At 46.5% G+C, this 20,039-nt stretch carries 11 protein-coding genes; 10 read left to right on the forward strand and 1 reads right to left on the reverse strand.

The genetic code is table 11. The features are described 5' to 3' along the window. The first annotated feature begins 65 nt into the window (after positions 1-65). The 4 genes from KCTCHS21_RS04845 (at position 66) to KCTCHS21_RS04860 (ending at position 9,434) form a co-directional block, all read left to right on the forward strand. Positions 66-5,693 (forward strand): S-layer homology domain-containing protein, encoded by a 5,628-nt coding sequence (locus KCTCHS21_RS04845; protein WP_162309273.1) that lies wholly within the window; start codon positions 66-68, stop codon positions 5,691-5,693. 269 nt (positions 5,694-5,962) lie between these two features. Further along, complete coding sequence (locus KCTCHS21_RS04850) at positions 5,963-6,835, forward strand: glycoside hydrolase family 43 protein (RefSeq protein ID WP_130605476.1); 873 nt, start codon at positions 5,963-5,965, stop codon at positions 6,833-6,835. A 333-nt stretch (positions 6,836-7,168) separates the two neighbouring features. Continuing rightward, positions 7,169-7,729, forward strand: a complete 561-nt coding sequence (locus tag KCTCHS21_RS04855; protein ID WP_130605478.1) for a Uma2 family endonuclease — start codon at positions 7,169-7,171, stop codon at positions 7,727-7,729. 418 nt (positions 7,730-8,147) lie between these two features. Continuing rightward, entirely contained in the window at positions 8,148-9,434 is a 1,287-nt protein-coding gene (locus KCTCHS21_RS04860; RefSeq protein ID WP_162309274.1) for an ABC transporter substrate-binding protein, read from the forward strand. Between the two features lie 115 nt (positions 9,435-9,549). Here KCTCHS21_RS04860 and KCTCHS21_RS04865 read toward each other — a convergent pair whose 3' ends face one another. Further along, positions 9,550-10,419 (reverse strand): AraC family transcriptional regulator, encoded by an 870-nt coding sequence (locus KCTCHS21_RS04865; protein WP_162309275.1) that lies wholly within the window; start codon positions 10,417-10,419, stop codon positions 9,550-9,552. Positions 10,420-10,577: 158 nt separating this feature from the next. Between KCTCHS21_RS04865 and KCTCHS21_RS04870 the strand changes: the two genes are divergently transcribed. The 6 genes from KCTCHS21_RS04870 (at position 10,578) to KCTCHS21_RS04890 (ending at position 19,918) form a co-directional block, all read left to right on the forward strand. Next, a complete protein-coding gene (locus KCTCHS21_RS04870) occupies positions 10,578-11,357 on the forward strand; it encodes a phytanoyl-CoA dioxygenase family protein (RefSeq protein ID WP_130605484.1) in 780 nt (259 codons plus the stop codon). A gap of 147 nt (positions 11,358-11,504) precedes the next feature. After that, positions 11,505-11,651, forward strand: coding sequence for a hypothetical protein (locus KCTCHS21_RS30810; protein ID WP_157993953.1), 147 nt, complete (start codon positions 11,505-11,507; stop codon positions 11,649-11,651). Positions 11,652-12,087: 436 nt separating this feature from the next. Beyond that, entirely contained in the window at positions 12,088-15,003 is a 2,916-nt protein-coding gene (locus KCTCHS21_RS04875) for a family 78 glycoside hydrolase catalytic domain (protein WP_232058079.1), read from the forward strand. Between the two features lie 325 nt (positions 15,004-15,328). Next, positions 15,329-16,678 (forward strand): response regulator transcription factor, encoded by a 1,350-nt coding sequence (locus KCTCHS21_RS04880; RefSeq protein WP_130605486.1) that lies wholly within the window; start codon positions 15,329-15,331, stop codon positions 16,676-16,678. Positions 16,679-16,734: 56 nt separating this feature from the next. Then, positions 16,735-17,610 carry a helix-turn-helix domain-containing protein gene (locus KCTCHS21_RS04885; protein WP_130605488.1) on the forward strand — a complete coding sequence of 292 codons (876 nt, stop codon included), beginning with the start codon at positions 16,735-16,737 and terminating at the stop codon, positions 17,608-17,610. Positions 17,611-17,752: 142 nt separating this feature from the next. Beyond that, the gene (locus KCTCHS21_RS04890; RefSeq protein ID WP_130605490.1) at positions 17,753-19,918 is read left to right on the forward strand and encodes a glycoside hydrolase family 36 protein; all 2,166 of its coding nucleotides are present in this window, start codon (positions 17,753-17,755) and stop codon (positions 19,916-19,918) included. The last annotated feature ends 121 nt before the right edge of the window (positions 19,919-20,039 follow it).

The raw sequence follows: 20,039 nt of genomic DNA on the forward strand, positions 1-20,039 counted from the left end.
TGAAAATTGCAGAAGATAGAATGAAAGCGTTAACAAAAAACAAGGAAGTAGCGGGAGGTAAGGGGATGTCATTGATGTGGAGGAAAACGAGTTTTGTATTTCTTACATTCTGTTTAATGCTGTCAGTAGATATGTTTGCACCAGAAGCAGGAATGAATTCAGCTGCGGCAGAGGGCTTGGGGAGCCAGCCGCAGAGCGAACGGCTGCTACACGGCTTTGAAGATTTATCGTCTTGGGGTGTCGACAATTCTATGTCTCTAGCCCAATCGAGCGATTCTTTTACGCAAGGGAGCTACACGGCTGAAGTAACGTATCAGATTAGTGCGGGTACGAATTCCTGGCTGAACTTCCTATGGAACCCCCAGCCGAAGCTTGATTTGTCCAATGCTAATAAGCTGCTGGTTGATGTGTATCCAACTTCACAAACTGAAGAAAGATGGAGTGAACCGCTCGTATTGAAGTTATCAGGCGTATCTCAAGACGGCTCTGGGGCCGACTACAGATACTCCATCTACGAGCAGCAGATTCCGCGGTTAAAGGCGAATGAATGGAATACAGTGGAAATTGATTTGGCTTCCATCGCAGTGCCGAAGGATCAAGTCGAGCAAATCGATTTTTACATGTATACAGGTTTTACCCAAATTGAAGGACGGACGGAAATCACTTACCGGCTGGATAACTTGAGAGTTACGCAGGATTCGGAGGGTTCGGAGGTCGAGTCTGTGACTTCAAATCTGCAGGCAGGGGTCGTAGTGTCCGGCTCGCAGGTTCAACTGGCAAGCGCTACGCCGGATGCGAGCATCTACTATACGGTGGACGGTTCCGATCCAAGAACATCGGATGCAAGAGTACCTTATAGCCAACCGATTGTAATCAACCGAACGATGAAAATGCAGGCATACGCCACCGCAGCGGGCTATCTTGACAGCCCAGTGTCCGTATGGGATTACGAGATTGGTACCGGCGAGCCTGGCGAGACGCTGTATAATTGGCAGGAATTTAGTAACGCTTCTGGCAGCGGCAAATATGCTCCCGTCTTCGCAGCGAACAGCATTACGCTCGACGGCTTGCTGAATGAATGGGACGGCTATGCTGACATTGCATTGCCAGCCGATCCGAGCCGGCAGGTCTTTCTCACCGGATGGGGCGGCAACAGTGACTTGTCTGCGCACGCCCATTTCGCTTATGACCAGGATGCCCTGTATTTGGGTATCGAGGTGAAGGACAATATACACGAAGCAGTTGCCGGTGACGCCATGTGGACGGGAGACAGTATACAGATTGCCTTCAGCCCGGATGGCAGCACCTACGGACCTGAGTATGGATTCGCCAATGTCAATGGAACTCCTCAAGTCTGGCGATGGAGTGCAGGGGCGGCCGTACTCGGTAAAGACTCGGTGCAGCTGGCAACATCGCAGGCCGGCGATGTTACGACTTATGAAGCAAAAATTCCATGGCAGGCTATTTCCGCTCAAGCCGGTCCGCCGCCGGAGGGTAAACTCCCCTTCGCTTTTCTCATCAACGACAACGACGGCAACGGCCGGCGCGGTTGGATCGAATGGACCGGGGGCATCGGCAACGGCAAGGATCCGAAACAGTTTGCCACGCTCGGTCTCGTTCCGCAAGGCGACGAATGGGGGGTGCGGCTCGAAGGAGAAACGGTGCTGAATTCCGGACAAACCGCAGCTTACTCGGTGTATGTGCCGAACTATAGCGACCACGACGTTGAAGTACATTTGACCTCATCTGCATTCGATTTGGATCGAACAGTGACCATTCCTGCAGGGACGATGTTGCGCAAACGGGTGGAAATGACGGCGACAGAGACGGGAACACGCACCTTTACCGTTATGGCAGAGGAGGCGGCAACAAGCCAAAAGAAGCAAGATTCCATAACCGTCCGGATCTACTACAGTCCAGCCGAGTTGAACGCTCGATTCGATCAACTGGCTAACCGCATGCCGGCATTGGAGCAACTGTTCGCCGATGCCGATGCGCAGCGAATCCCGACGGATTACGAACGGGTAAACGAGACGGTTCTGCGCAACTTTATTCCATACGGCAAAGACGACGTTGCTCACAGCCTTCTGGAACGGGCGGAGTACGTGGCGAGTGAACTGGAAAGCTTGTATGACGAAGCGTATACCCGGCTGCAGGGATACTTGAACGGCACTCTTGAAGCATGGAATGTGCCGCGGTATATAACAGGAACGACACGTCCGGACATCAGCAACTATTCCTTTAAGGCCGATACCTACGACTATGCCAGCGATACGACGAAGAAAGGCACCGTCTTCTTCACGGGGTATGGCCATTTCGGTCAAGCGCAGCGGGATGTTCCGCAATTCCAGGATTACGGCGCTAACGTGATTCAGATGGAGATTGGACCGGACAGTGTCATCAAATCACCGTATGCGCCACCCGAATGGGAGATCAACCGCAATGGCGGCGTGCAAGCGGAAGCGAAGGCCGATCTAACCGTTAAACGGTCGGGGGGAGCTTCACTCGTCATCACCAATAGCAGTCCTTTGACACCAAACGTGGGCCTCACCCTCTACCAGGAAGTGTCCGTTAAGCCGAACACAAGTTACACGTTGAAAGTATGGGTAAAAGGCGACAACGTCAATGATGCCTGGTTCCCGGGAGGGGTGGACTGGGCATACCGCACAGCGATTCCGAATGGTACGTACGATTGGCAGGAAGTGTCGTACGTGTATACGACAGGCGCAGACGAGACGTCGTTTGGCTTCCGCATCGGGTCGGATAGTGTAACCGGGCATCTGTGGGTTGATGATATCAGCATGACGGAGGCGGCAGGCGGGCCCAACTTGATCGCCAATCCGGGATTCGACATATCGTTGCAGAATGAGAAGGATTACCTCATAACAGATAAGGCGATCCGAAATGAAATCATTCCGGTGCTGCAAAACGCGAGCGAGCATAATGTGGCTGTCAACCTGCTGTTATCACCGCATTATTTTCCGGCTTGGGCGCTGGAAGAATGGCCGGAGTTGCAAAGCAACAACAATGGCTTTATCCGCTTCAACATCGATGCGCCGAAGGCGAAGGCAATCATAGAAGATTATTTACGTACAATCATTCCGCTGGTTAAGGATTATCCGTCGCTGCATAGCATAACTCTGTCCAACGAATCGGTCTATCAATCGGCCGCCGATCTGCAGAACTTGCCGAGATGGCATGCGTATTTATCCCAACTGTACAACGGCGACATTGTCGAGCTGAATCAGATCTACGGCACATCGTATACCTCCTTCGAGGATGTGGTGATGCCCTCCGATCTTGAGCATCTCGAACGGACGCCGCTCTTCTATGATTGGGTGATATTCAACAACGAGTTGTTCTCCGGATGGCATGAATGGATGGCGAACATTATCCATGACATTGCGCCTGATCTGCCGGTGAATGTCAAAATTATGAACGGCGATTTGAGTGGGGACTACAGTCTGACCTGGGGCGTTGATCCGGAGCAGTTCGCCAATCTAAGCCAGATTAACGGCAACGATAACTGGGGGTTATTGGAGAGTGGTGTAAAAGGCAGGCTTAACGAATTGAGGTTTTACGATTTGCAGTCCTCGCTGAAAGAGGCTCCAATATATAATTCGGAGCAGCATATTTTTGGAGACCGTGACACGAACTATGCCCCGCAGCAGGCGGAACATGCGCGTTCCTCCATTTGGCAAGGGGCCATTCATGGCGTGAGCGCATCGACGATCTGGGTCTGGGAGCGGACGTACGACACGAGTAGCGATTTTTGGGGGAGCATCTTGCAACGTCCCGACGCCGTAGCGGCAGTGGGCAAGACGAGTCTGGACCTGAATCGGTTGGCTGCCGAAGTTACGGCGTTCCAGGAAGATCAGCCCAAAGTCGCCATTCTGTACGCGACTCCGTCGACGGTGTATACCAAGCAATATGTAGATACTGTCGCACAAGCCTACGAGGCTGTGAGCTTCAGCGGGCAAAAAGTCGGATTTGTCACAGAGTCGCAGATCAAGGAAGGCAAACTGAATGATTTAGATCTCCTAATCGTTCCGCAGGCAACGCACGTTAAAGCGGAAACGTTGCAGAAAATCGAGCAATTCTCCAAGGAAGACGAAACCAACGTGGTCATTATAGACAGCGGTTCGCTTCAGTATGACGAGCACAACAAGCCGTTGTCCGCAAGCGTTCGGAACGAATTGTTCGACAAGGCGGTTACGCTGAGTAATATCACATCGGCCGAGCAACTGAGGGAATCGCTTCTGCCCTTGTTCACAGCGCTCGAGCTGGATCATGTCATGCTGATCGATACGGCAACGAATCAACCTGTCTATGATGTCGAATGGCGGAGTGTAAAAGTGGATGGCAAATGGTTGATAAACATTAATAATTATCGGATCAGTCCGAAAACCGTAAAGTTGATCATTAACGGAACACCTGTCGTTGTAGCGAAGGAATTGATTGGCGGCAACGACGTGAATGCCGGGCAGCTTGTGCTTTCGCCGTTGCAGCCGTACCTGCTCTCTGTTGCCAGTCCGGGTGGAGATGGTGGAAGCGACGGCGGTACGGGCAACGGTACAGGAAACGGTACGGGCAATGGTAGATCGAGTGCAACGAATGATGCTGTCGTACAAAAGAATGGGAAAGCGGTCGTGAATCTTCCGGATACCCGTCTTGAAGCCCAAATCTCACTCTCCGATGTTGGCGATTTGCCGCTCACGGTCAGTTGGAGCAACTTCACCGTTGATATCGATCGTAATCTGTTGGATGCACTGAAGAAACAGGTCGAAGATATCCAGGGCGCACAATTGAGAATCACCCAGAAGCCCCTGTCCGACAGCGCGGTTGCCGATGTTCCGGCTGCCGGAGGTGCGGCTCGAATCAAGCTCGCCGGTCAGCCGGTAGACGTGTCGATTGTTCTGGTCACGAAGGATGGCAAGGCGATCAACGTGGAACAGACTGCAGGAGGCGTTACCCTTACCTTCCATTATAAGAGTGGATCAGATTCAGATCTGATCGGCATTTACTATCTCAACGAGAAAACAAGGCAATGGGAATACGTCGGTGGGAAAACGGACAAAGATCAGCAGACGATTGCCACTGCGCTGCAACATTTGAGCACTTATGCCGTGCTGTCCTACGAGAAGTCATTCACGGACGTTCTGGACATCCATTGGGCAAGCCGCGCGATTCGCGTACTGGTAGCCAAACACATGGTAAACGGGATGACGGACAGCCGCTTCGACTTGGAGGGCAAGACCACGCGGGCGCAATTCACTGCTTTGCTGGTCAGGCTGTTGGATCTGAAAGCAGCGGATGGCAATACGCCGTTTGCCGATGTCGATCGCGATGCCTGGTATGCGCAGGAGATTGCCGCTGCTTATGCGGCAGGTATGGTGAACGGGAAAACCGCACATAGCTTTGCGCCGAATGAAACGATCAGCCGCGAACAGATGGCGGCAATGCTGGTCAGAGCTTACGCATTCAAGTATGGAAACTCGAGCCATTCGGGCGGCAACACCGTGACGTTCGCTGACGGAGAGCAAATTGCCGACTGGGCCAAAGCGGAAGTCGCGCAGGCGGCAGCGCTTGGACTCCTCTCCGGCAAGGGCAATCACCAATTCGATCCGAAGAGCGAGGCAACCCGGGCGGAATCGACCCAAGCGATATTCAATTGGCTAGCAACCGATCAATAAGCCGATAACGGATTGTTGGAAGGTACCGTCAGGGCGAAAGTCCTGACGGTCAGTTTTCAGTAACCGCAACGGAAGCGGAACGTGCCGGTATACCAGTTGCTCGGCGGAGCGGTTCTTAATCAGATTCGGATGTACAACGGAGTCGGAGGCATTACGGCAGACGAAGCGTACGCGAGCGCCGCAATTGTTTAACCGGATATGTGAAAAAACGACATTATTGAGGGTGTATCTAGACTAGGGATAGGCCCAAGACCAGACAGGAGACTAACATGCGACTCAACGACATTCATTTGCGGGATCCTTATGTATTGCCGGTGCGTGAGCACGGGACTTATTATTTATACGGGACGACGGGGCGGACCGCTTGGGACGGCCGACCGGAGGGTTTTGACGTCTATACGAGCAAGGATTTGACCGAATGGGAGGGACCGTACCCCGCATTCCGTCCGGACGCTTCGTTCTGGGCTGACCGCGAATATTGGGCGCCGGAGGTGCACGTCTACCGGGGAAAATATTATATGTTCGCGACCTTCAAAGCGGAAGGTCGCTGCCGGGCGGTGCAAATTCTGCGGGCCGATCATCCGCTCGGTCCGTTCGCTCCGAACGGCGAAGGGCCTGTGACGCCGGCGGATTGGGAGTGTCTGGACGGAACGCTGTACGTGGACGAGTCGGGCTTACCCTGGATGGTGTTCTGCCACGAGTGGTTGCAAGTGAAGAACGGCAAAATGTGCGCGGTTCGCCTGACGGAAGAACTGGATGCCGCCATCGGCGATCCGGTCGTTCTGTTCCGAGCGGCCGACGCGTCGTGGGTCGTGCCCGTGGAAGGAGACGATAGGTTCGTGACGGACGGACCGTTCCTCGTGCGCGAAGAGGATGGGCGGTTGCTCATGCTCTGGTCGAGCTGTGGCAAGGACGGCTACGCGATCGGAATTGCCCACTCAGACAGCGGGCAGCTTGCCGGCTCCTGGAGACAGGAACCGACGGCGCTGTTCGGAAAGGACGGAGGGCACGGCATGCTGTTCGCTGACTTCTCGGACCGGCTGCTGCTGTCCATCCATGTGCCCAACGTCCACCCGCAGGAGCGCCCAGCTTTCTTCCCCGTCCGTCAGGACGGCGACAGCTTGCTGATGGTTGACCGCTAAAGATGCTTCATGAAATAAAGTGCCGCTCATTTTCCGAAAACTCGTGATGAAACTTGAAGAATGTTCAGGAATCTTTGATTGGCGTCAAGGCGAATGAATGAATTTCCCGATTGTATATTTACTTGTGTAGGTGCTGCTTACTATGAATGGGTAGAGCATAATGCACCGGAAATGTTCGAAGAGATTCGCAGGCAGATATAAAAAACCAATTATTGACAGAGTATTTTTGATAGATCATAATAAGGGAAAATGTTCGGGGAAGCACCCCGTAAAGCGGGACACGATTCGTGTTGCTTTGCGGGGTGCTTGTTTTTGATAAGGGAGGTATGAAGGATGAGCGGCAATAAGGACGGAAAAGCGAATAAAATTAAAGAGACACACGGCACCTATTTCATTGAAGAAAGATATGAAATCATTGGAGGCGTGCGTTACGATTTTCTCTCCTCTCCGAAATATGTTCACCAGAACGTGCTTGGGAGACTCTATGTGGCGTTTCATTCTTCTTGCGCACAGGATGGGGTGATTCTGCCAGCCCCGATGGATGTCCATTTTGACGAAGAAAATATTTTGCAGCCGGACATTCTTTACATCCGCAAGGAAAACAAGGAAATAATCAGAGACGGTTGCGTGTTCGGAGTTCCCGACCTGATCGTGGAAATTTTGTCGGACAGCACGGCGCGCAGGGACAAAACGATCAAGAAAGCGACATACGAGAGATTCGGAGTCCGAGAATATTGGCTGGCCGATCCCGTTTACCGACTAGTGGATCAATTCGCGCTCGTCGAAGGCGAATACCGGCTCCTCGCGACCTGGACGGAGGAGGACAGGCTCGTTTCCTCAACCGTGCCTTGCCTAGCTATCGATCTTTCGGCCGTTTTCGAGAAAGAGGTTTAGGCGCGCGACATCGATGGCGTATATTGTTACTCCCAAATTCGGCTCAAAAGATGGCCAATCAAACGATCGTCAAGCCCCATTCGTTCATCGATTTAGCAGCGGGTGGGCGTCGAGGTCTTTATTCTAATCCCCTTCCGCGTTCGATTGCCGAGGTGGATTTTTTGCATTCGCCCATGACCAAGACTTCATTCATATTCAAGGCACCCGTACGACTTGGACGGCCTGAATTCCAGGCATTAAGACGACATTGTTCCACAAGGATTATCTATAATAATTTAATAGAATAATGTATTATAGTAAACTAAGGTAAAAAATCCCAAACTAATTTAATAACAACATTTTTAATCCGTTCCTTAATCCTACTTAATTGCGAGGTCTGACAAAAATAATGCCAAAGAGATTGATTTTATTACTAATAATGATATTTTCTATGCTAACAGGCTGTACGAATCAACCCCCAGAGAAGACCGAAGTTGTGAAGCTCAAGGTTCTTGCTTGGAATGAAAAAATCTTCAACGAAAAATACGGCAATTTCTTCCGCGCGACACATGCTAACTACGATCTCCAAGTTATCTCAATAATTGAGCACATAACAGCAGGAGAAGATTTGAATCAGGTCGTTGAAAAACTCATTGTATCGGAAAACCCTGATGTAGTGTCGCTCAACATGGATCATTATGCCTTGCTTAAAGAGCAAAATAAATTATCATCTCTTTCGTTGTTAATGAAAAAAGATAAGTTCAGTACCTCTAGCTATACATCTGCCATCCTCGACTACTTTACAGACAGCCAAGGTCAAATGTATGGATTAACACCTACATTTATTGGCACGTCATTGTATTACAACAAAAAAATGTTCAAAGAACGAGGCATCTCCTTCCCAACGGATTCTATGACCTGGGACGAGGTGTTTCAATTGGCGCAGAAATTTTCAACTTCTGTAGATTCCAACAATCAGCAGTATGGATTGTACGAAAAGCACTTCTCTAACCTTTTCTTGATGGCTCTTTATGTTGGAGAAGGTAATGGCTTGTCATTTTTTAATAACAACAAATTTTTATTTCATTCGGCTTCTTGGGAGAACGTCTTTCAGAAGGTAACGGATTGCTTCAAATCTCGGGTCTGTTATGTGAATGATCAAGCAAGCTCATCCTCCCAATCGACCATTGAATCTGCTGAGAAAATAAACTATCCGTTTCTAAAAGGAAATATAGCGATGGCTGTTAATGATTCTTCGTTGTATAGAATACTAACTTCTAATAATAAACGGTATCATGATCTCGAATGGGGCATCGTTTCTCTTCCGAGAAGCTCTGAACAACCAGATTTAAGTAATGGTGTTGAAATGTCGGAGATATTCTCGATTACAAAAAATGCAAATGTAAACGCTAGTTGGGAATTTATCAAATACGTGTGTGGAGATGATTATGCAAGATTACTACCAACCGTTAATCCGGAAGAATTGCCGGCAAGATTGCCTGCCGAATGGCAGGATGAGCGGCTTAAATCTTTCTATAATATGGAGCGCATTACGAACACTACAATTCAAACGTTGAGATCACTTCCGAGGCCAGTTATAACAACAATAGAAGAAGCTTCAGAAAAATTTATGTTGGACGTCTTGTCCGATAAAGATACTGTGTCAGAGGCTCTTAGAGTATTGGAATTAGAAATACAAACAGCGTTTGATGGAATTGAGAAGTAATTTTAGAAATACTAAAGTGCTCAATGAAACCCTCGTTTCCATGTGATGAAGTGGAACGAGGGTTATTTGCGTTATTAAGTGTAGTAGCTAGAACGCGCACGCGTAAAGTATTCTATTATCTCTTAAGACTACGATATTTCCCGGGAGGTGTCCCCAGAGAGGCGGTAAATACCCTTGTAAAATAGTGAATAGATTCAAAGCCGATTTCAATGGCAATATCTTTGAGTGATTTATTCGTATTAGCGAGGAGCTCCATTGCCAGGTGAAGGCGTTCTGATTTTAAGTATTGGACAAAGGTTTGTGTACCGTGCTCATGAAATAACCGTGAAAGCTGGCGCTCAGAGATATGAAGATAGTGGGCAACATCTTTAAGCTGAAGAGGCTGTGATAGATTATCTTGTATAAAGGATTTTGCTTGTTGAAGAATCCGCTGGGGATTAGAATGGGTTGTTTGATGCTCCGGTATGTCAGGAAATAAGAAGCTGTTAATGAGCGCGATTAGAAATCCGTTGGCAAGTGGCACTAGAATATCGTTCAGACCGTTCTGTCGTTCAGCTTGCATCAGAATGGATTGCCAGGCGAGAACTGAGGGTAACTGAGCTGCATTCCGAATAAAGAAATGATCGACATACTGTAATCGTCTAATATTTTCTAATGCGTGATCATCTGAGATGCTTTCATCCAATTCAAAGCTAATCCAAATCAAATAAAGGGAGCGCCCCTCATATATCCGATGCCACACTTGTGGACGCGATAGGAACAAGTCCCCACTCTTTAGTCTGAATTCCTGATCCCCATCAAGATACAAGCCTTCTCCACCCATAACATAACAAATCTCGAAAAAAGAATGCTTGTGCAATTGATTATCTATGTGCGTGTGGTGAGCACTCCAATTGTGAATAACATAAGATCCGCCCCCGCACTCGAGAAAAGTAACCTGATTCAAATAAGTTGCCATGGAAGAGAGATTATTGATTTTTAACATAGTTAATGTATACACCAACTTTTGATGAGATAAATTGATCATAGCATAATGTTGGCGTAAATTTGCAATAAAAATGGCGAGCAAATGTAAAGTAGTTTTCGGCGAGTAAACCTATAATAACAGGTAGGTAATCAATTTGTTATAGGGGTGAATGATTTATGATAAATCAAGCGGATGTAGATTTTTACAACGAATATGGTTATTTGCTAGTGAAGAATGTTTTCTCAACTGAGGAAGTTCAGGAGATGTTGGGCGGACTAGAGCGTATCATTCAAAAAGCAGCCAAAAGTAAATATGATAATAATGCAACCTGGCAGGGTGATTATATACCGCAAGAGGAACTAAAGAAGCTAGTGCTGAAGGGCTTCCATGATGTGCATTATCAAGAGGCGTCATTTACCAAAGCAGTTATTCATCCCAAAATGGTTGCTATACTGTCCCGCCTAATTGGCCCGAATGTACAATTGCATCACAGTAAGATGCTCGTTAAGCCACCAGAGAAGGGTGCTGCTTTTCCAATGCATCAAGACTATCCATATTTCCCGCATGATAATCACTCGATGCTCGCGGCGAGCGTTCATTTGGACGATTCAGACATTGAGAACGGTTGCTTGCGTGTCATTCCTGGCACTCATAAGCAGGGACCGCTTCCACATGTGGGAGCGCATTATTTGAATCACAAAGAGTATCCGATAGCGATGGGCACTCCATGTGAAGCTAAAGCTGGAGATGTATTGTTTTTCAACTATCTCACGATACACGGATCTGATGTGAACAAAAGTGAAAGACCGCGTCGGAACGTATTATTCCAATATAGAGATCCATCTGATCCTCCGACAAGTAAGGTACACGTTAACTGGGGACAAGGGTTGATGGTTTCTGGCGAGAACCCTATTTACCGGGAATATAAGCCTGATAGAATTCAAGATTATATGTAATTATCAACTTTCAGGAAACTAGTAATAGGGACGGGTTTAAGATTTTTAGTGGATATCACTTAAGAGGAGGGCTTCAGCTCTCCTTTTAATTGATTTTAAATACGGTTAAATGGTGGGAAATCGGGAGTTGATGAGCTTCAAGCCGCTGTGGACGGACTAAATGGAGGAAAAACGAGGTTCGGTGTGCTGCAAGCCGTTATGGGCGTACTAATTGGAGGAAAACCGGGGTTTGGTGTGCTGCAAGCCGCTGAGAACGGACTAAATGGTGGAAAACCGAGGTTCGGTGTGCTTTAAGCCGCTGGGAGCGGACTAAATGGTGGGAAACCGTGTGTTGTTGTACTGCAAGCCGCTGAGGGCGGACTAAATGGAGGAAAACCGTGTGTTGTTGTACTGCAAGCCGCTGAGGGCGGACTAAATGGAGGAAAACCGAGGTTCGGTGTGCTGCAAGCCGTTATGGGCGTACTAATTGGTGGAAAACCGAGGTTCGGTGTGCTTTAAGCCGCTGTGGACGGACTAAATGGTGGAAAACCGTGTGTTGATGAGCTGAGCCGCTGAGAACCGACTAATCTTCCCATTCAAACTGGAGTCTCGTGTTCAGTGGGGGAAACTATAACTAATTGAACCCCTTTATGTCTCAATAAAACTATACAATGTCGCGATAAACCCATAACATATCTTTCTATATTTTTTACAATAGAAGTAATTCAAATGAATAGGTGGGACACAAACAATGATGACTGCTAATTGGCAAGCCAAGTGGATATGGGGAGAAGGAGAGGAAAGCCCTCGGAATGAATGGAGATGCTTCCGTAAAACGTTCGACGTTCCGGCGGCTACCGATTCTCGCCCAGGGGCTTCCTTACGAATTACGGCTGATTCACGTTATGTTCTATATATAAATGGAACGAGACTCGGCCGAGGACCGGTTCGCTCATGGCCGTTCGAGCAATCTTATGATACTTACGAAGTCAGCCATCTTATTAAATATGGGGAAGAAAATACAATTGCTGTGCTCGTCCTACATTTCGGATTGTCGACGTTCTACTACCTTCGGGGACGGGGAGGTTTGTTAGCTGAGCTCAACGATTCGGATGGTAATGTTATCGTCGCGACTGACGACACTTGGCTCAATTCGCGTCATCTTGGACAGCATACACGTGCACCGCGGATGTCTGTTCAGCAAGGATTTTCTGAGTATGTAGACGCTACTGCATGGGATTCATCATGGGTGGAGCAAAGCTACAATAATACGGCGTCATGGTCGAATGCGATTGTTCTCGGCTCAGTCGGTATGGAGCCGTGGACAACACTAAAGCCTCGGGACATCCCTATGCTGACGGATGAAACAGTATACCCTGTTCGCGTTGAGTCGTTGGCGAAGGTGAAATCATTCCACATAACGACAGCGCTTGATGTTCGGAATGCGTTGAATGATGGCAGTGAAGAGCATGCAAATGGGATTCATTTTACTGGATTTGTTGTGACTTCGATTCGTGCCCAATGTGCGGGTGTAGCTACAATAGGCTTTCTGCAGTCGGGACAATGCCTTCGTACGCTATCCCTAAACGGTGAAGAAATCCCCCTAGACCGGTTTTATGGAACAATGCCAGAGCTTTATACGGACGTTAACCTGAACGAAGGAGATAACATGCTCGTCATCGATGTGTCTGGCAACATCCATGCAGGTAAGATGGATTTGGGAGTTTATGGGGAAGCGTGCGGGGAGTTGCAATTCGCAGCGCCATTAGAGCAGCTGGCTGCCCATTCTGAATCTACCTTTTTCCGGATCGGTCCATTCGATTCTATTATCTCAATTGACCACCAGCCCTCCCGAGAGCTTGAATGGGCACATCCCGTGTACGTTAAATTACTTGGCGAGCTTAAGAGACCAGAGGACTTGGGGCGATACGAAGAATGGTTAAGCCCAATCGACCCAAAGTATGTGTCTGAGGCCGATGTGTTCGCACTAAGTGTTTGGCGTAAAGAGAACGTAAAGTTTGCGGTTCCTGCGCAGCTTCAGAACGCAATCATTCCAAATCCGGATGCAGGTGTTGTGCCAGTGTTTGAAGGCTACGATACTGAAGTGCTGTTCGATCTAGGTAAGGAATATTCCGGGTATCTGTCATTCGAAGTGGAAGCAGAAGCGGGAACAGTACTCGATTGGTATGGCTTCGAGTATATGTCCGGAGAATATCGTCAGGATACGTTCGACCTGGATCATACGCTTCGCTACGTATGTCATGGAGGTCGACAGGTGTATGAGACGCCTATCCGCCGTGGCTTCCGCTACTTGGCGTTGACGGTGCGCGGGGCAACAAAACCGGTGCGAATTTACGGCGTGACCTTCATTCAAAGCAACTATCCCATGGCTCAAGTCGGGCGATTCGAATGCTCTGACACACTGATGAATGACATTTGGGAAATTAGCCGTCATACGACAAAGCTTTGTATGGAAGACACTTTCGTCGATTGTCCAGCGTATGAACAAACATTCTGGGTTGGAGATAGTCGCAACGAAGCGCTCGTAAGCAATTACGTGTATGGGGTTCAGGATATTCTAAAGCGTTGCTTACGACTCGTTCCTGGCTCCAAGCATCAATCGCCGCTCTTTGTAAACCAAGTACCGAGTGGATGGAGCAGTGTCATTCCGAACTGGACGTTCTTCTGGGCAATCGCTTGTGCGGAATATTACGAGCAGACTGGGGATGAAGCGTTCGCGGTAGAGATGTACGACTCTATTCAGTATACGATGGGGCATTATTTACTTAAGATTGATGACAGTGGCTTGTTTAATGTAAAAGGCTGGAACCTGCTAGATTGGTCGCCGATCGACCAGCCGAACGATGGTATCGTCACGCATCAGAATATGTTCTTGGTTAAAACGCTACGCGTTGCTGCGCAGATGGGAATCGTTGCAAAGGATAAAGAAGGCGCTGCGAAATTTGAACAAGCGGCTAACAATCTTGCTAACGCAATTAATGAGCAGCTTTGGGATGATGAAAAGAAAGCCTATATCGATTGCATTCATGTAGATGGTCGTCGTTCTGACAGCCTAAGCATACATTCGCAGGTCGTTGCTTCACTCACGGGTGTCGTTGAGGGTGAGCGCAAGCAAATTATCGACGCTTATCTGATTCAACCTCCTAAGGAGTTTGTGCAAATCGGCAGTCCATTTATGTCCTTCTTCTATTATGAGGCACTGGCTAAGCTTGGAGAGGTTCGTCTCATTTTGGACGATATTCGTCATCACTATGGAACGATGATCCGTCATGGCGCAACAACGTGCTGGGAGCAATATCCGAATTTCCTCGAGAATCGGGCTAATCCGGATATGCTAACGCGTAGCCACTGTCATGCTTGGTCGTCTGCTCCGGCTTATTTCTTAGGACGTGAGGTGCTTGGCGTGAGAAGCTTGACGACGGGCTGGACTGAAGTTGAGATCGCACCTGTACCAAGTGGACTCACATGGGCGAAGGGTAGTGTTCCGCATCCGGCAGGTGGGCGAATTGATGTCTCATGGACCACTGATGAAAGTAATCAGACTATGGAGCTCAATGTGTCTTATCCGGAAGGGGTAGTTGCTCAAATCCGGTTGCCTGAGGGCTATACGGGCTCGATCAAAGAAACGAAGCTGGGAATCGTATAAGAATGTGTAAGAGTTTCTTTCAGTAAAAGAATAATAATATCCCCTTTAAGCAGATACTCGGAAAAATCCTTATGTTGTCATGAGGAACGAGTGAGCTTGGAGGGGATTTTTTAGTTAGTCAGTATTTATAAGAAGCGAAAGCTGTTTATACTTATAGCTTAAAGGGATGTGCGCACTAGATGACGGAGTCAGTAAAAAAACCGAATAAATCGTAAGATAGAATGATTGTAAATTGCCCTCCCTTAGTTATCATTGATTAAGAGTATATCTAGCCGTGTTTCATTGTGATTCTAATTTATCCCATCATGGAGTGTGACGAATTACAATGTATAAATTAATAATTGTTGATGATGAGACTGAAGTCCGTGAAGGGCTGGAGAATTTAGATTGGACTGCTCTAGGTATTCAGCTAGTGGGTAGTTTTCGGCATGGCTTAGAAGCATTGGAATATATGATACAGGTTCCAATTGACATTGTATTATCCGATATTCGGATGCCGTTTATGGATGGACTGGAGTTATCTAATAAAATAAGCACTCAATATCCCTTTGTTAAAATTGTTATTTTATCGGGATATGATGACTTTGAATATGCGAGAGCATGCATGCGTAACGGGGTATCTGATTATTTGCTAAAACCTACTAAATTTGACGAATTAGCGATAACCTTTACGAAGGCAGTGGATTTGTTAAATCAAGAAAAGCAACATCAGGAGAAGCTATTAGTTATAGAACGCAGAGCCCATCTATCCGCTTTGAAATTAAGACGTCACTTTCTCAAAGGATTAATGTTTGAAGAGCTATCTGAAGCTGAAATTATGGAAAGTGCATCGGAAGGCGAGGTTCTCTTGAGCGAAACCGGCTATCTTGTTTCGGTTATTCAGCTTGATGCAAAGGTGAAAAATAGACAAAGCTATTTGCCTAATGAATGGAATCTCATTTTATTTGCTCTTGAGAATGTACTTTCTGAATTGTGGGATCGGGTAGGCATTAACTATCATTATGTGGACCCGATCAACGGGAATTGTTATTTGTTAAGCTGTGGCGACATCCATCTAGAGATGATTATCAAGGAGATGGAGCAATTAAATAAAAGCTTAACACGTTTTCGTGGATTGTTTCTTTCGACCCTATCTATCGGTGTCGGACAAGTAGTGGACAAAGTGATATCTGTTCCAGTTTCTAGAAGGAAAGCGGAAAAAATGCTACAAAATGAAAATGAGGGGGATAACGTCTCCTTTGTAGCTTGTTATTCTGAGGAGAATGATAATCAAGGTTCAGATATAGAGCAGGTAGGAAATGAGAAGGCTCAGGATCGAATTCAAGCTGCAAATACAGATAGTGAGATTGAATTGAACTCCAATGACAATATAGTCATTGAAAGTGCGAAGGATTATATTCACCAGAACTACATGCGTTCGATCACGTTAACGGAAGTTGCTGAGAATGTTCATGTTAGCCCCAACTATCTCAGTTTCTTATATAAGAGTGTAACTGGACAGAATTTCTCTCACTATGTAACCCAGTACCGGGTTGATCAAGCCATTAACCTTCTTAAAGACCCAAAGTATAAAATTTATGAAATAAGTGAAATGGTTGGTTACACGAATCCCGGTTACTTCTCCGAAATATTCAAACGTGTTACAGGAAAGCTTCCTAACGACTATCGCCATTAGCGCGAAGGGGCGCACATAGGGGATATTGGATGCCATAAATAAAAGGTGATTAAATCGTGCATGAGATATGGTTGAGTGGTGACAAGCTGCCATTGGTCAGAGATGTTGGAGAATACGGAGTTCCTTTTACCAATTGGGCACACCCTGATCGAATAATGGATTATCATCTCTTTCTTTTTGTACTCGAAGGACAGCTGAAGCTTTATGAGGATGAAGAGGAATATATTCTCGAAAAAGGCCAAGCATTATTCCTCAAAAAGGATATTCGTCATTGGGGGCAGCCCAATAATCATCCGGGATCGCAATGGTTTTACATTCATTTTTATGAGGACCCACGTAGCACTGCCGAACATTTGGAACGCACCCAGCTTTCACTACTTGGCAAAGGGACTAATATGGTTACTTTAGAGGCTTATCAAGCAGTCATGAAATTGCCCAAAAAGATAGATATTTCAAATGACAGTCATTTTGATCGTAAGCTGGCTGAGCTTAATAGAATTAATCGTTCCAAAGATGGTCTGCGCCATGTCTTGCTTAGCATTCATACCTTCGAGTTATTTATGTACCTGCTGCAGAAATCGGAATCCAATAAAGCCTATTCTAAGACAGATATAACTGTATTAAAAATAATCGATATTCTCGAGGCAAACAGCGAAACCAAAATCACAGGTGAACATATTACCTCCGTAATGCAGATGAATTACAATTATTTATGTGAAGTATTTAAGCACAAAACTGGGTTAAGTATTCTTGAGTACCACCTTCGTTTGAGAATTGAGAAATCTACTGAACTACTAAAAAGTGGTAGACTGAATATTTCGCAAGTAGGTGAGAAATTGGGTTTTGTTAATCCATTTTATTTTAGCAGAATGTTTAAGAAGGTAACGGGATATTCGCCAACACAATACCTAAAAAATGATTATATAAACTGAAAATACGATATGTATTCTGTGATTTCCTTCATTCAACTGAGGGCTGTCTTTTGCTAGGATTAGTTTTGTACAAAGGTTTGAAATGATAAAAAGGAGTGAATTTAACGCTTCCGTATATTCAATGAGCAAAGGGTGAGAAGCTATGTTAATCGAACATCTTCAAACGAAATTACAGTATGATAAGAATAAAGGTGATTTCTGGCCAGCAGCTTTTTACGCAAGCACAAGAGAGAGAACAGCAATCCCCCAACATCCTGGTTTTCAATTGGGTGTTGCTGGATATCCCTATGGCACAATGGAGGGGACTCTTTCGGGGTATTCTGAGTTGCCTAAGGAAATGAAGATGATTCGTCAAGAAGATACAGATGAGCATTTATTGTTTGAATATCGCCATGAAGCTATAGGTCTCACAGTAAGTGTTGATATGGAAAAGATCCCGAATGCTTCCATTTTACGCACGGTGACTACCGTTCGCAACGAAAGCGATAAACCAGTTGTATTAACTCATTTATCTTCCGGATGTTTACCGGGTATTGGGGGAGGAGGAATCCGACCTTGGTATAATAAGCATAAAATCAAAGTGCATTATGCAATGCAAACATGGAATGGTGAAGGGCAATGGCGTTGTGAAGAACTGGAGCAGTTAGGGCTTTATCCAACTTCATTGCATTATACAGGTTCATCGATCCATTTCAGTTCTGTAGGAAGCTGGAGTACAAGTCGTCATTTACCTATGTTAGTGGTTGAAGATCTTGAAACCAGTGAAGTCTGGTATGTTCAATTGGAGACTTCTAGTCTTTGGCATCTGGAAATTGGTCATCAAGGAGCAGTAAACGGCGGCGGGGTTTATATTCAGGCAGATGGAGCAAGCGAACGTTTTGGTGGCGGTTGGACTCACCAACTAATGCCTGGAGAGAGCTTTAGCTCTGTGCCTGTCGCAATGGGCTGTTGTAAAGGTGACTTTCAGAATGCAATACGTGAGTTGACTGCTTATCGACGTGGTAGCCTTAAACCTGAGAATGCTTGGGAAGGGGAATGCCCAGTTGTTTATAACGACTATATGAACACATTATGGGCAGATGCCACTATCGAGAAGCTGACTCCATTAATTGATGCTGCTGCCGAAGCAGGCTCAGAAGTATTCTGTATGGATGCTGGATGGTTTACTGGACGCGGTGTTTATTGGGCATCTAGCTTAGGTGATTGGCAGCCGAGTTTGGATCGTTTTGATGAAATAGGCCTACAAGGAATGGCTGCGTATATTCGGAATAAAGGTATGATTCCGGGACTGTGGATTGAGATGGAAGTATGCGGTAGTGATGCTAAACTTGCTAACAAACCTGATGACTGGTTTCTAATGCGCAATGGTGCACGCGTTGGTGGCGGATCGAGATGCTTTCTTGATTTCAGAAACCCGATGGTGATTGCTCATATGATGGGTGTCATCGAACGTTTGCATACAGATGGCTTTGGCTATATTAAGAATGATTATAATGCCTGTATTGGCATTGGGACGGATAACATTAGTGGTTCTGCTGCATCAGGATTATTGGAGCACACTCGTTCATTTTATAATTTTATTGATCAGGTGCGAGCTCGATTTCCGCGGCTTATCTTAGAAAATTGTGGTTCAGGTGGGATGCGACAGGATTATGGAATATTGTCCAGGTTTCATCTGCAAAGTACAAGTGACCAAGAATCCTATGGGAAATATCCGTCCATTGTCACAGGCTCTTTAGCGGCCATTCTTCCTGAGCAAGCAGGTATTTGGGCATACCCTTATCCTTTAACTCATGAAGATAAAAATGCAGAGAATCCAAACTTGATCTATGAATTAAATTATCAAAACAAAATGAGTGATGGCGAACAAACGATCTTTAATTTGGTCAATGGGATGTGCGGCAATCTTTACTTATCGGGTCATCTTAACATTGCTGATGAATTTAACAAAGCCTTAATTCAAGAAGGAGTAGCTCTTTATAAATTGGAAAGGGCCCATATTCGCAATTCTCATCCGATTTGGCCATTAGGATTTAACCCGATTGGTGATGATGATCGCTGGGCAAGTGCAGGTCTTGTATCTCCTGATGAGAAGCGAATTACTTTGGCTGTTTGGCGCTTAGATAGTGCGGATGCCTACCAAGAGCTGCCACTTGCTAGTTACTTTGCGGGAAAAGCAGCAAAGGTCCGCCAGCTTTATCCAGTAAACGATACGCAAACCAAATTTCACTTTAATGAAGTTAAAGGCAGCTTGACAGTTCATTTCCCTAAAAGGTACCAAGCACGGTTTTTTGAGATAATGATATAGATGACTGTACACGCAAACTAGCACACAAACTAGAAGAAAGTCGCGAAAGCGGCTTTTTTTGTTGCTTGCGCTTGTCGATATCAATAACCTTTCTTAATAAGCAATATTATCGAATATCGTA

Source organism: Cohnella abietis (assembly GCF_004295585.1).
Taxonomy (GTDB): Bacteria; Bacillota; Bacilli; order Paenibacillales; family Paenibacillaceae; genus Cohnella; species Cohnella abietis.

Bases quoted from the DNA above. Each gene is read 5' to 3' on its own strand.
- KCTCHS21_RS04845 (WP_162309273.1), top strand. From the start codon at position 66: ATGTCATTGATGTGGAGGAAAACGAGTTTTGTATTTCTTACATTCTGT.
- KCTCHS21_RS04850 (WP_130605476.1), top strand. From the start codon at position 5,963: ATGCGACTCAACGACATTCATTTGCGGGATCCTTATGTATTGCCGGTG.
- KCTCHS21_RS04855 (WP_130605478.1), top strand. From the start codon at position 7,169: ATGAGCGGCAATAAGGACGGAAAAGCGAATAAAATTAAAGAGACACAC.
- KCTCHS21_RS04860 (WP_162309274.1), top strand. From the start codon at position 8,148: ATGATATTTTCTATGCTAACAGGCTGTACGAATCAACCCCCAGAGAAG.
- KCTCHS21_RS04865 (WP_162309275.1), bottom strand. From the start codon at position 10,419: ATGTTAAAAATCAATAATCTCTCTTCCATGGCAACTTATTTGAATCAG.
- KCTCHS21_RS04870 (WP_130605484.1), top strand. From the start codon at position 10,578: ATGATAAATCAAGCGGATGTAGATTTTTACAACGAATATGGTTATTTG.
- KCTCHS21_RS04875 (WP_232058079.1), top strand. From the start codon at position 12,088: ATGATGACTGCTAATTGGCAAGCCAAGTGGATATGGGGAGAAGGAGAG.
- KCTCHS21_RS04880 (WP_130605486.1), top strand. From the start codon at position 15,329: ATGTATAAATTAATAATTGTTGATGATGAGACTGAAGTCCGTGAAGGG.
- KCTCHS21_RS04890 (WP_130605490.1), top strand. From the start codon at position 17,753: ATGTTAATCGAACATCTTCAAACGAAATTACAGTATGATAAGAATAAA.